The sequence below is a fragment of the Peribacillus muralis genome, assembly GCF_001439925.1.
Lineage (GTDB): Bacteria > Bacillota > Bacilli > Bacillales > DSM-1321 > Peribacillus > Peribacillus muralis.
In genome coordinates this window covers 134,404-147,570 of record NZ_LMBV01000005.1, presented here as the reverse complement: position 1 = coordinate 147,570, position 13,167 = coordinate 134,404, and the positions used below count along the sequence as shown (strand labels likewise).

The 13,167-nt window shown below is 43.0% G+C and carries 12 protein-coding genes; all 12 read right to left on the bottom strand.

Going from position 1 to position 13,167, the window contains the following annotated elements:
- Positions 1-54 precede the first annotated feature (54 nt).
- The 12 genes from ASU00_RS09170 to pruA all read right to left on the bottom strand — a co-directional run bounded on the left by ASU00_RS09170 (position 55) and on the right by pruA (position 13,162).
- Positions 55-288, bottom strand: a complete 234-nt coding sequence (locus tag ASU00_RS09170; protein ID WP_057913155.1) for a hypothetical protein — start codon at positions 286-288, stop codon at positions 55-57.
- Positions 285-1,430 (bottom strand): GerAB/ArcD/ProY family transporter, encoded by a 1,146-nt coding sequence (locus ASU00_RS09165; protein ID WP_057913154.1) that lies wholly within the window; start codon positions 1,428-1,430, stop codon positions 285-287. Before ASU00_RS09165 ends, ASU00_RS09170 begins: the two co-directional genes overlap by 4 nt.
- A 21-nt stretch (positions 1,431-1,451) precedes the next feature.
- Entirely contained in the window at positions 1,452-2,675 is a 1,224-nt protein-coding gene (locus ASU00_RS09160; RefSeq protein ID WP_057913291.1) for a Ger(x)C family spore germination protein, read from the bottom strand.
- Positions 2,665-4,296 (bottom strand): spore germination protein, encoded by a 1,632-nt coding sequence (locus ASU00_RS09155; RefSeq protein ID WP_057913153.1) that lies wholly within the window; start codon positions 4,294-4,296, stop codon positions 2,665-2,667. The genes ASU00_RS09160 and ASU00_RS09155 overlap by 11 nt, the downstream gene beginning before the upstream one ends.
- Before the next feature lie 750 nt (positions 4,297-5,046).
- A complete protein-coding gene (locus ASU00_RS09150) occupies positions 5,047-5,661 on the bottom strand; it encodes a DedA family protein (protein WP_057913152.1) in 615 nt (204 codons plus the stop codon).
- A gap of 56 nt (positions 5,662-5,717) precedes the next feature.
- Entirely contained in the window at positions 5,718-6,377 is a 660-nt protein-coding gene (locus ASU00_RS09145; RefSeq protein WP_057913151.1) for a phosphatase PAP2 family protein, read from the bottom strand.
- 605 nt (positions 6,378-6,982) lie between these two features.
- Positions 6,983-7,162 carry a hypothetical protein gene (locus ASU00_RS09140; RefSeq protein WP_057913150.1) on the bottom strand — a complete coding sequence of 60 codons (180 nt, stop codon included), beginning with the start codon at positions 7,160-7,162 and terminating at the stop codon, positions 6,983-6,985.
- A gap of 193 nt (positions 7,163-7,355) precedes the next feature.
- Complete coding sequence (locus tag ASU00_RS09135) at positions 7,356-8,027, bottom strand: DUF975 family protein (protein WP_057913149.1); 672 nt, start codon at positions 8,025-8,027, stop codon at positions 7,356-7,358.
- A 795-nt stretch (positions 8,028-8,822) separates the two neighbouring features.
- A complete protein-coding gene (locus tag ASU00_RS09130; RefSeq protein ID WP_057913148.1) occupies positions 8,823-9,077 on the bottom strand; it encodes a biotin/lipoyl attachment domain-containing protein in 255 nt (84 codons plus the stop codon).
- Between the two features lie 37 nt (positions 9,078-9,114).
- Complete coding sequence (locus tag ASU00_RS09125) at positions 9,115-10,371, bottom strand: Glu/Leu/Phe/Val family dehydrogenase (RefSeq protein WP_057913290.1); 1,257 nt, start codon at positions 10,369-10,371, stop codon at positions 9,115-9,117.
- Positions 10,372-10,402: 31 nt separating this feature from the next.
- Positions 10,403-11,596 (bottom strand): ornithine--oxo-acid transaminase, encoded by a 1,194-nt coding sequence (locus ASU00_RS09120; protein ID WP_057913147.1) that lies wholly within the window; start codon positions 11,594-11,596, stop codon positions 10,403-10,405.
- 18 nt (positions 11,597-11,614) lie between these two features.
- Positions 11,615-13,162 (bottom strand): L-glutamate gamma-semialdehyde dehydrogenase, encoded by a 1,548-nt coding sequence (pruA, locus tag ASU00_RS09115; protein WP_057913146.1) that lies wholly within the window; start codon positions 13,160-13,162, stop codon positions 11,615-11,617.
- Between the last annotated feature and the right edge of the window lie 5 nt (positions 13,163-13,167).

Below are 13,167 nucleotides of genomic sequence, written 5' to 3'. Positions count from 1 at the left end.
AACCAAGATTTGAAATGGAGTTCATCTATCATGCGGATATGGCTATGTAAGCTTTCATTGTTGGCCCTTCGGTTTGTTGTCTTTCTTTTTTTTTCGATAAATGAAACTAAACACGAGGATGACAAGAAGGATCAAGAACAGTATTAGTTCGGCACGGTCCTTTACCAAAAACGGGTTAAAGGCATGTTTAACCGAATTATCCAAATCAAATCCTAAAAGAATATCCATGCCTAAAGAAAAGAGCACTAAAGGAACGAGCAATAATATCGTAATACCGAAGAATTTCATTTTCCTTCAACTCCACCTTTTAGTTCCGTTTTATGCTGCTGGTGCTTGTTGCTTTTTTTTCGATTCTTGAAATAAGCAATGATCAGGAGAAGGAGAGGAATGATCACCTGGAATGGTAGGTGGATATACACCGGCACGGCACTTAGCCCTTCTTGTATATGCTCACTATAGCTGCTGGCTATCACGATCGATACGAGCAATATGACGAAGCCGACCGGATAGGCAAGCCGCGATGGTTGTTTCACATTGAACACATTGGCCGTTCCGGTTACCGCTACATAGGTGAAAACAGTTATTTTAATGAACCCGCCAATCATTAGCTTCAACAAAAAATAAACATCGAGCCGTTCCAAAAATCCAGCGACCTCAATTGATTGAATGAGGGTCAGCAACGGATATTGTGACCGTAACGTAAGGTCCACTCCAAGCACCGCAATATTCACTGCCATTGTGAAAGAGAGGAAAATCCCACTTAAAGCCAATCCGCCGACACCAATTTTTTTCAGTCGCTGTGGTTCGTTCAAATAAGGGAATATCATTAAAAAGACAATGAGTTCGCCAAAAGGAAAGAAAATCGTTTTGGAGAAGGCCATTTTCACCATCTCGACACCATTGATTTCTAGCACGGGCTTCAGGTTGTTCAAATGGATCATCCCTGAAACGATGGTCAGCAGAATGAATGTCAGGAAAAGCACATTCTCGAGGACAAAGAATAGTTCGCTCGTCCTTGCCAATACCTCTATCCCTTTACGAACCGTATAGATCACGACTAAAATGAATGCTGCGTTGGCAAAGAATAACGGAACGTGTGGGTAGGCAACGGTAAGCAGCGTTTCTCCGAAATCCCTCAATACCCGTGCCGCAAGATACATGAAATAAAGGATGTATAAAAAAGCGACGATCCTTCCTAAAAAGTTGCCCAATATACTCCTTACAAATTCAGTCAAAATCTGATTTGGGTAATATTGAAAAAGGGCATAATAAACGAAAAACAATAAGATGCCGCCGATCATCGCAATGAGAATGACTAGCCAGGCACCTTGTTTCCCTTCACCTGCAAGAGGAACCAAAAGTGCACTGCCCATTTCAAACAAGAAAATAAGGACAAACAGCTGGTAGCCGCTGATTTTTGCCTTTTCCATGTGGATGTCACTTCCTTTCCATTATTGATCACCCTTCTTAATATCCAAAAGATACGGCTTATTGCGTATTCCCGTGCGGCGGATGAAGACCTCGACCTGCACCTCTGCTTCCAGCTTAGGGAAAGTCACATCATCCCAATCCTTTTCATGCTTTTTCCAGTACGCTGGATGAGTCTCATGGATGAGTTCACCAAAGCCAAAAATGTCCGATTTGTTTTTTTGGGCCAGTTTGATCGCATCCTCCATATCCTTCTTTATATCCTTTGCTAGCTTCTTTTCGATGTCTATCGAACCATGTGGACTGGCAAGATCAATAGGAGCATTCACTTCGCGGATATCTCCTTCGGCGCGGACCGTAATATACATTTTCGGTTTACCGTTTTTCATCTTTGGCTTGACGTTTGTTTTTTGACGAAGCACCTGATAGGTGACTGCGTCTTTTTTACCTTCCCAATCGATGTTAACATTCGTATTCACAATCCTATCCAACACCCACATCGTTCCTTTTGCCTGGTTACCATCCAGCCAGTCAATCAATTTGCCGTCTTTAAATACACCTATGCCAACAGCATTTGGGTTTGCTGCCATATTGGAGGTTTGGGTATTTTCTATTTTACTCTCTTTATTGGTATTACCCCTCACTGTAAAACCACTGATTAACGGTTCTTTTCCGGAGCTGACGAGATTCTTGATCACTTCTTGAAGGTTGATCGTGATACTTCCACCTTGTTGCTTTTCCGTCGATTCAATCGTTTTAATCACTTTTTCAGCTGATACCTTATCGATTGCCGTCAACGTTTCAACGAGATCCTTTGCTTTTACGCCACGGGCAATTACGATCCTCGTAGTCGCCCTGAATTCCGGGGAGCGCTCAAAGGCATCAAAAATGGAGTTAATCCCCATTTCCTTTGCAACATCCTCACCTATGACGACAAGGTTAGCATGCGCAAAATACATATCACGCGATATTTTGGTTGAGGCGTTACTATCCAGTTCAAGCACATTATCGCCAGTGGCCCTGTAAATCGAGATGGAGGGATTGGTTCCCCCTCCGCCCTGGAGTGAACCCGCTACATTGACGGGATTAATGATTTGAAACGTTCCCACCAACCTTCCCGCTTCATTTTTGTCGATTCCAACTGCCGAAACGATCGCCATTTCGTTCAACTCCGTCTTATCCCAGCAGCCGGAGGTGAATGTGGTGCCCATCAGCATCAAGAGCAGAACGAGTCTTTTACGATTCATTTCCATCACCTTTTCTCTCGGTTGATGTTTTCATTCCACGAGATTCAGGAGGCAGTGGTCTTTGATTTTCGCCTTCCCGTTTCAGGTTATTTTTGGAGCTTATTAGTTTGGGCCTTTCCTTGAACGCCCACATCGGTCTTCTGAAGAATGTGTCACCTAATCCTTGCGTGTTCAGCGGTGCAAGCGGTGACATATACGGGACCCCGAATGAGCGCAGGCTGCATAAATGTACGATGAGAATGATGAAGGCTAGAATCATCCCATAGAACCCTATTATGCCGGCACAAAGGATAAAGGCGAAACGTACTAACCGGGCCGATATGGCAATCGAGTAGGATGGGGTTGCAAAGCTGGCAATCGCCGTGATCGAAACGATGATGACCATTGCCGGGGATACGATCCCCGCCTGGACTGCCGCCTGCCCGATTACAAGTGCACCGACGATCGACATGGTCGAACCAACCGCCTTTGGCATCCGAAGGCTCGCCTCCCTCAGGATTTCAAAGGTAATTTCCATGAGAAGTGCTTCAATGACGGCCGGCAAAGGAACCGTTTCCCTTTGCGCCGCGACGATGACCAGCAATTTCGTCGGTATCATTTCCTGATGAAAAGTCGTTGCTGCAACATATAAAGCCGGTCCGACGACCGAAATGATAAAAACGATAATCCGTAAAAAACGTGTGGCTGTTGCAATGTCAAACCGATTATAGTAGTCTTCGACGGACTGGAAAAATTGGACGAATAACGCAGGTGCCACGAGGACAAATGGCGTCCCGTTAACGAATATCGCGACTCTGCCTTCGAGGAGATTTCCTGCGACCATATCAGGCCTTTCCGTATGATTAAGGGTAGGAAAAGGGGTCATAACCTGATCTTCTATCAATTGTTCAATATATCCCGATTCAAGAATGCTATCAATGTTTATTCGTTTTAAGCGTTTCTTGACCTCCTCAACGATCTCTTTTTTCACAATTCCATTTATATACATGATCGAAACATCCGTTTTTGTCACCGTTCCAATCTTCATCGACTCGATCCATAAATCCGGACTGTTGATGATGCGGCGCAACATGGCAATGTTCGTTACATTCGATTCCGTAAAGCCTTCTCTCGATCCCCTGACAGTCAAATGAGTGCTCGGTTCTTGAATCGAGCGCCTTTCTCCCCCTTTTGTACTGGCCACTAGCGCCGTGTTTATCCCATCAACAAAAATGATGCTATCGCCTGATAATAAAGACAAAAACAATTTCTCCCAATCGTTGACGGTCGCTACACCACCGAGGGAAACGACGTCTTCAGTTATTACCTCTAACGCTTTTTGCGGAAGTATTTTCTCCGATAGATGAGGGTTCTTCATGATAGATTCGATTAGAAAGTCTGTAACGCTAGGATTATCAATTAATCCCTGGACATACACAATGGTCGTTTTTATTTCAGGATCTTGACTGATTTTCAACGTTCTGATAATGATGTCCGGGCTGTCTCCCGTTTTTTGCTTTACGATTTCCATATTGGCGGAAAGGGAACTTTCAATATAATCCACAGTTTTGGATTGTCCTTGATCTTCCTTTTTCGCATCGCGCTGCTTCATTTGTCTTTTTTGTTTGAAAAAAGAAACCATCGCACCGAACCTCATTCCTTTTTCGTTTCACTCATTTTGTCCAAAGGAGATACCCTTTATTCTGTGTTTCCCTTCTTCCTCAGCTCCTATCAATCAGATCAAATGGGTGAAAACGAGTCAGTATACTGGATGGCCTTTTAGAGAATTTGGATATTGAATGTCGCTTTCCACTGTGCGTGAGAAAAAAGATGGAATCACCATTTCCTTCAGACTAACATTTCGGTTGGTTAACAGAATTGTATTAGCGTTTCAATGTAGAGTGGAATGAAGCGAGTGCCTGCAGTGCAATGTAACGGTCGAGGTACAAATCATCTAAACTATAGGCAATAGAGATCTTATCTCTTTATAAAGCAATGTGGAATGGAACGGTTAAAGTGCAATTCCCAAAACTATTGGCATTGTAAATCCTTTCTTTGTCTTCACGCACAGTGGAATGGAACGGAAGGTGCGAGACTCCTGCGGGAAATGCGTGTCTACGTGAGACACCGCAGGCTGAAAGCCAAGGAGGCTCACGGACCGCCTCTGGATAAGGGAGCGCCTGCAGTGCAATGTAACGTTCATTGTATAAATCGTCATGCACTGTAGGAATTGGATAGGAATTAGTTATACTCACGAGGCATGAAAAGGTGTGAAACGCGAAGTAAAAAGGATCGAGGACAGGGCATAATAAAAAATGCCGCCTGCAAAAATACAGACGGCATCTCCTTCAAATTGCTATTTTTTTTAAAAACAATCATTTATACGCTTGGATCATTCCACCTTGCCTTTATTTCTTCTGAATATCCAGACAACGAAAGAGATCACTAGCAAGGCTAATATGGCATAAACGATGTTTGAATAAATGTCCATATACTGCACGATATCTTCCCACGAAGATCCAACAGCCGCCCCGATATTCACTAAAATGATGTTCCAAATTAACGTTCCGGATGTTGTATATAGCAGGAATAGCCAAAAGTTCATATGCGACATCCCTGCTGGCAGTGAGATTAAGCTCCTGATCAATGGAACGAGCCTGCAAAAGAACACGGTCCATGCCCCGTACCTTTCAAACCATGCGTTCGCTTTATGGACGTCAGATACCGTTAACCGAAAAATGTGCCCCCACCTTTCAACGAACCTTTCGATGACTTTCACATCAAGAATCGAACCAATCCAATAAAGGATGACCGCTCCCGCCACTGAACCAAAGGTTGCAGCAATCACTACGCCAAAAATCGTCATATTGGCTGTCGTTGTCATGAAACCGCCAAAAGTCAGGATGACCTCCGATGGGATGGGAGGAAAAATATTTTCCAATGCTATTAAAAGAAAGATACCTATATAACCAAAATCATTCATGAATTCCGTAATCCAGTTTACCATTTCAAACGCCCCTTACTGTAATGAAACTTTATGCCGCCAGTTACTTAGCCAGCCATTTAATTTTTTTCATTTCTTTTATCCTTCCGGCGGTCTTGATGCCTTTGGAAGAACCAAATCGATATCGCAATCCAAAAACCGCCAGCCAAATAGCCAGCTATTATATCACTAGGATAATGGACTCCCAAGTAGATGCGACTTATTCCTATTGCTAGGATCATCATTGTGCCTATCACAATCAAGACAATCCTTCCCCACCTAGCCTTGATGTGCCGCCACAACAAAAATGTGAGAATCCCGTATAATGACATGGCATTCATTGCATGTCCGCTTGGGAAACTGTAGCCTCCTATTTCAATGAGACGATGTAAATCGGGTCTTGTCCGTTGAAAGCAAAGCTTAACCAGTACATTAAGGAGCGGAGACCCAGCCATGACGACAATGAACAGAACTAACTCCAAACGATGCTTCAATACCTTATATAGAAAAAACAAAATGAACAAGGAGAGGACAATTATCGAACCGGTTGAACCTATGTAAGTAAAGAACTTCATGATGCCTGTCAAAAGCGGTGACTCCCATCCCTGTATAAGGGCCATCACCTTACTGTCGAAATTCAAGTAATCATTGGCACTTATGGCAAATGCCATGAAACTGAATCCGATTAAGGCAAGCACACTCACTATAAAGGCCATCGTTAATTGCAGCTTTAAATTCATAATAACATCCTTTCACTTTTCGAGGCTCACTTCTTCATAAAGAAATTCATCACTTTTTCAGCTTGCAAGGCTACTGTTCCTAGCCCATCAGACCAAAAAATGACGCTAGCATGTCCCTTATGAGCATAAGCATGCCGAGGTACAAAACGTTCTACTTTTTCATACTACTCTATCCAACCTAGACACCTCAACTTAAGGTTACTTTAGATTATAGGATTCGATGCATATAAGGCACCTTTTCACCTAATTGACTTTAAATCATTCACGTAACTGGAAAATAATTGAGAAAGCGAATAGGACATAGATGTTTTGACAATCGGAAAAGAAGTAGAATTGGGATAGGGTACAATCTGTACACCTTAAGCGACATGAATGTCAGCGTTTTCCCGGTCGCACCCACTGACCGTTCCATCCAATTTAGTTAAATTGAAACGGAAGCGAAGCATCTTCAACCGCTTGCAGGAATTGTATCGTCATTATAAATGACTGGCCCGTCGCCTTCCGCCTGCTGATCGCCCGTTCAAAAGCAAGTGCCTGAAACCTAAAAAATATAGACAAACTCGACCATGATGGAGTTTGTCTATATCCTGACCGCCGTAACATGCTCAATCTGTACCCCGTTTTAGCTGTTCATGTAAAGCATCCAGCTTCTTTTCCATGATATCCAGTCTCGTTTTCCGGTGCTTGATGGATCGGAAGAAGGATATCGCACCAGCAATGATCAAGATTAAAAATGCAAGCAAAAACAATTGATAAATCATATCTGCCAAATTAAAACTACTCACTATGTAATCCCCCTAAATTGCAAACTCACCATTCCATTATACATCAGTTGAAATTACCATTTATCCTTTTTTAGGGAGATGACGGAGGAAACATATAACCTTCCGTTTAATAACAGGTCAACGCATGCATGATGGTAGCTGGCAAAAGGCACAAATAAAAAACCGATAGCCATTTTGCTATCGGTCACAGGCTTCATCCTTCTATTTGTTGCTCGTCTTCTTGGGGGACAATTAATTCATTATAAAATGCTGCAAGTGTTGTTCCGATATAAGGAATCAACCATAGTAATCCGATCCCCAGCGTGAACATACAAAGAATTCCCCACCCGATAAAGCTTAGATTCATAAGGAAGTATTTCCATTTAAGACCATTCATCCTTTTTTTGCTTTCAGCAATTGCTTCAAGCACTGTATATTCTGGATGATCCTTCAATAATAAAAACAGCTGCGAATAGGACATGCCTTTTATTATACCTGGAATGAGTAATAATAATGACCATAAAAATATGAATATAGCTTGTAAAATTGAAGCACCGATCATCTTAAAAGAAGTTTTTCCATCTTTATAGATAGCAAATACCTCTGGAATATCAGGGTTTCCATCCCTGACTAGATCCAGGTAAAACCAACTGGTCGCTATAGTCAGCGGTATTAGGGCGATAGACAGTACCATTCCGAATATATCCGACCATATAGGCGTTCCTTCTTGCGCGAACCACTTTGTAAATCCGCCGCTTCCGATCACCTCGACGATAAAAGGTAAAATGACAGTAATCAAGAACAGAAGTAAAATAAGCGAAACGGCTACTCCCCATTTACCTCTTAAAGAAAAAAGAGCTTTTGATTTTAATTCTGAGATTCTCATATTTTAATAACTCCCCTTTTTAAATGGCAGAACTCAAAATATATCCATCATGATTCTAAACATGGTTGTATTTTGAAAAACCACTATATATTTGATATTTAAATCTCAAGTTGTATTTTAACATACAATTACCAGCATCGGGCTAAATTACCTATAAAACCTAGGCTTTTTTTCATAATCGGCCACTGATCACCTCCGATCCGGTCCTTAGCTTGTTTGCATCCCCTAACAGTGTATGAGTGTGAATATGGCAATATGCCTTAATCGTTTCAAGAGCCGCATACCTTTTCATTCCCTCCAAAAGAAAAAACTTTCGCAAAATCATACCTCGTTAAAAGCATATGGTATGAAAGTTCTATCATCCATTCTAGTAAAATCTTCTTATTTATTATAGTCCTTTTTTCCTTTCCCAACATGAACCGGGCTCACGCTAGTTCCTTTTAAATCTTTACGGTTGACAGAAATATTCATTAAAGACCCAACAACTTTTTGATAAATCAGTGCATTTGCAGAAACTATCTAGCTTCGTCTGATAATAATTCAACCTAAAGCGGGGATTTTTCAATCTACACGCGAATTATTCGTCCTAAAGTGAGGGTTTTTCGACCTACACGCGAATTATTCGTCCTAAAGCGGGGATTTTTCAACCTACACGCGAATTATTCGTCCCAGAGCGAGGGTTTTTCAACCTACACGCGAGTTATTCGTCCTAGAGCGGCATTTTTCAACCTAGAATAAGGTCAAAAAAAGGGCATCCCAAGGCAGATTGCCTTTGGAATACCCTCGTTTTCATGTTTAATCAGAGCCAGTTATAATAAAATCGTCTTGGAGCAAAGCTAAAGGTAGCTTTCTATTTATTGGATCCCCTGCCGTGACATTAATTTCAGTAATGTGTCCACTCGCACCTATAGAAACATCAATCAGCTTTCCGTCTTCCGTCTTCACTAGAAAGAGCCTCTCCCATTCATAAACATAGGAATTCTTTTGAACATAAACTTGCTCGACGGTCCCACTTTGAGCACATTCGATTGCATGGATCGGTTTTAGCACGGAATCACTCCTCCACTCTTCATTATTTGGCTAAAGCTTATACCCAGCCGCGGAATATTGAGGCTTCTGCCATTTTCCTGACTCCCACCATGTATGCGGCCAGCCTCATATTGACTTTTCTTGTCTCGGCCATCTCATATACTTGGTTGAATGAGCTGACCAATAGGTCTTTTAATTTTCTTTGGACTTCTGCATCTTCCCAATAGTACCCCTGATTATTTTGTACCCATTCAAAGTAAGAAACCGTCACGCCGCCTGAACTTGCCAATACATCCGGTACAAGAAGCACATTGCGTTCCGTCAAGATTTTGGTAGCCTCCAAAGTGGTTGGTCCATTCGCTGCCTCCACGACTATTTGGGCTTTAATAAGATGGGCGTTTTCCTTGGTGATCTGGTTGGAAATGGCAGCAGGCACTAAAATATCACAATCTTGTTCGAGAAGCTGTTGATTGGTGATTTTATTTTCGAATAGTGTTGTTACCGTACCAAAGCTATCCCTGTTATCAAGTAAGTAATTGATATCGAGACCATCCGGGTCATATAGCGCACCGTATGCGTCTGAAATGCCAATCACTTTCGCACCTGCATCATGCATGAATTTGGCTAGAAAGCTTCCGGCATTCCCAAATCCTTGGACGATGATGCGGGCCCCCTTCAATTCAATGCCCTTCCGTTTAGCGGCTTCCTCGATACAGATCGTGACACCTTGAGCCGTTGCCTTTTCCCTGCCATGTGAACCACCAAGAACCAGTGGCTTACCGGTAATGAACCCAGGAGAATCGTGTTCTCTTATTCTACTGTATTCATCCATCATCCATGCCATGATTTGTGAATTCGTATAAACATCCGGGGCCGGAATATCTTTTGTCGGCCCGACTATTTGACTGATTGCCCGGACATACCCGCGGCTAAGCCTTTCCAGTTCCCCTATCGACATTTGGCGCGGATCGCAGATGATGCCGCCTTTTCCACCGCCATATGGCAGATTGACAATCCCGCATTTTAAACTCATCCACATGGATAGTGCCTTTACTTCTTCTTCATCAACTTCAGGATGAAAACGGATTCCACCTTTCGTAGGACCGACGGCATCGTTGTGTTGAGCACGATATCCAGTGAATATCTTGGTCGTATTGTCATCCATTTTAATTGGAATTCGAACGGTCAGCATACGTAGTGGTTCCTTCAAAAGCTCAAACACTTCTTCGGAGTAGCCAAGCTTCCCGAGCGCCTCCTTAATTACAACCTGTGTTGATTCTAGTAAGCTGGCGGTTTCTTTTTCACCTTTGATCATTGTACTCAATGGAATTCACCTCATAGGGATATTAGGATAAAACTTTATTAATGCGTTCGATCGCCCAGTCCAAATCTTCTTTCGTGATCACAAGCGGCGGTGCAAAACGGATGACGGTATCGTGCGTTTCTTTACATAGCAGTTTTTCTTCTTTGAGCTGCTCACAATAAGGTCTTGCTGCTTCTGTTAATTCAACTCCAATGAATAACCCTCTGCCGCGGATTTCTTTGATCATCGGATTTTTGATTTCTTTTAAGCGATCCATGAAATATTGTCCAAGCTCCAATGACCGTTCTGCAAGTTTCTCTTCTTCAAGGACTTCCAATGATGCGATGGAAACTGCACATGCCAATGGATTGCCGCCGAATGTAGACCCATGGGAACCTGGATTGAATACGCCAAGGATTTCACGGTTGGCAGCTACGCAAGAGATCGGGAAAACCCCGCCTCCAAGCGCCTTGCCTAAAATGTACATATCCGGAACGACCCCATCCCAATCAGAGGCGAACATTTTTCCTGAACGTCCAAGTCCTGATTGAATTTCATCAGAAACGAATAAGACATTGTTTTCTTTACAAAGTTCGTAAGCTTCTTTTAGGAAACCTTGTGGCGGGATGATGATTCCGGCTTCACCTTGAATCGGTTCGATTAAAAATCCAGCCGTTTGCGGTGTAATCGCTTCTTTCAATGCATCAAGATCGCCGTAAGGGATAAGCTTGACCCCTGGAAGCATCGGTCCAAAGCCCCTTCTATATTCCTCATCGGATGACAAGGACACGGCAGCCATCGTCCGGCCATGGAAGTTCCCGATGCACGCAATGATTTCAGCTTGGTTTTCTGCGATTCCCTTAACATCATAGCCCCAGCGTCTAACCGCTTTGATGGCTGTTTCAACGGCTTCAGCACCCGTATTCATCGGCAGTGCCATGTCTTTTTGCGTAAGGCGTGAAACCATTTCATACCACGGTCCCAATTTATCACTATGGAATGCACGGGACGTCAATGTTACGCGATCCGCTTGTTTTTTTAATTCGTCGATGATCTTCGGATGCCTGTGGCCTTGGTTCACTGCTGAATAGGCACTAAGCATATCCATGTATTTGTTGCCTTCAGGATCTTCCACCCAAACTCCTTCTGCCTTCGAAATGACGATTGGAAGTGGATTATAATTGTTTGCACCATATTGTTCCGTTTGCTCGATTAATTTTTCAGTAATTGTTGTCATGTTGATTCCCCCTAAAATTTATAGCGTTTCAGATGTTGTTTTTCCTTGAAGATGAAGAACTAAATAATCAGGTCCGCCTGCTTTGGAATCCGTTCCTGACATATTGAAGCCGCCAAATGGCTGGTATCCAACGATGGCACCCGTACAGCCGCGATTGAAGTACAAGTTACCTACGTGGAAATCCTCACGCGCCTGTTCGATATGTTCAATATTGTTCGTGATGACCGCGCCCGTTAAGCCATAATCCGTGTTATTGGCGATCTCGATTGCATGATTGAAATCTTTTGCCTTACAGAACGCAACCACTGGTCCGAAAATTTCCTCTTTCATGACGCGTGCGTTTTCATCCACATCGGCAATGATCGTTGGCTGAATGAAGAAGCCTTTTGAATTGTCTCCTTCTCCACCTGCAACAAGTTTCCCTTCTTTTTTACCGATTTCCACATAGCTCATGACTTTATCAAAAGCAGCTTGATCGATGACCGGACCCATGAAGTTGTTTAGATCAGATGGCTCCCCGACTGTTTTTTCTTTCGTTAATTCAATGACACGATTCAAAACTTGGTCATATACATCTTCCACAACGACGGTACGTGAGCAAGCTGAACATTTTTGACCGGAGAATCCGAATGCAGAAGCGACGATTGATTGTGCCGCCAATTCAAGATCAGCCTCTTTATCAACGACGATCGTATCTTTACCGCCCATTTCAGCGATGACACGTTTTAACCAGATTTGGTTTTCATGAACTTTTGCCGCACGCTCATAAATACGGATTCCGACATCACGAGATCCGGTAAAGCTAATGAAACGTGTACGGTGATGGTCTACTAAATAATCGCCCACCTCGGCACCGCTTCCTGGAATGAAGTTCACCACTCCTGCAGGCAAGCCCGCTTCTTCCAATACTTCGATGAATTTAGCTGCAATGACCGGAGTTGTACTGGCTGGTTTCAATAGAACCGTATTACCTGAAACAAGAGCCGCCGTCGTCATCCCTGCCATGATCGCAAACGGGAAATTCCAAGGTGAGATGATGACACCGACACCTAGTGGAACATAACTGAACGCATTGTGTTCAATCGGACGGCTTTCCACCGGCATGCCGTCTTTAAGCTTCAGCATTTGACGTGCATAGTATTCCATGAAGTCGATCGCCTCCGCTGTATCTGCGTCCGCTTCATTCCAAGGCTTTCCTGCTTCTTTAACCAATAGCGCCGAGAAATAATGTTTTCTTCTGCGAACGATGGCAGCAGCCCTGAATAAAATATTGGCACGCACTTCCGCTTTCGTTTTTCTCCAAGTTTGGAATGTTTGATCGGCCGCTTGCATCGCTTGCTCAGCAAGATCTTGATTCGCTTTCGATACGGTTCCGATAACTTCTTCTTTATTTGCCGGGTTTACAGAGGTAATGACTTCTTCCGTAAACACTTTTTCACCATTAATGACTAGCGGGTATTTCTTCCCTAGATCATTCGCTACTTCATTCAATGCCGCTTGAAAAGCTTTATTGTTTTCTTCAAGTTTAAAATTCGTAAATGGTTCGTGTTTATATGGTTGGACCATTATCT

Bases quoted from the DNA above. Each gene is read 5' to 3' on its own strand.
- ASU00_RS09155 (WP_057913153.1), bottom strand. From the start codon at position 4,296: ATGGTTTCTTTTTTCAAACAAAAAAGACAAATGAAGCAGCGCGATGCG.
- ASU00_RS09135 (WP_057913149.1), bottom strand. From the start codon at position 8,027: ATGAGAATCTCAGAATTAAAATCAAAAGCTCTTTTTTCTTTAAGAGGT.
- ASU00_RS09160 (WP_057913291.1), bottom strand. From the start codon at position 2,675: ATGAATCGTAAAAGACTCGTTCTGCTCTTGATGCTGATGGGCACCACA.
- ASU00_RS09165 (WP_057913154.1), bottom strand. From the start codon at position 1,430: ATGGAAAAGGCAAAAATCAGCGGCTACCAGCTGTTTGTCCTTATTTTC.
- ASU00_RS09120 (WP_057913147.1), bottom strand. From the start codon at position 11,596: ATGACAACAATTACTGAAAAATTAATCGAGCAAACGGAACAATATGGT.
- ASU00_RS09125 (WP_057913290.1), bottom strand. From the start codon at position 10,371: ATGATCAAAGGTGAAAAAGAAACCGCCAGCTTACTAGAATCAACACAG.
- pruA (WP_057913146.1), bottom strand. From the start codon at position 13,162: ATGGTCCAACCATATAAACACGAACCATTTACGAATTTTAAACTTGAA.
- ASU00_RS09150 (WP_057913152.1), bottom strand. From the start codon at position 5,661: ATGGTAAACTGGATTACGGAATTCATGAATGATTTTGGTTATATAGGT.
- ASU00_RS09170 (WP_057913155.1), bottom strand. From the start codon at position 288: ATGAAATTCTTCGGTATTACGATATTATTGCTCGTTCCTTTAGTGCTC.
- ASU00_RS09145 (WP_057913151.1), bottom strand. From the start codon at position 6,377: ATGAATTTAAAGCTGCAATTAACGATGGCCTTTATAGTGAGTGTGCTT.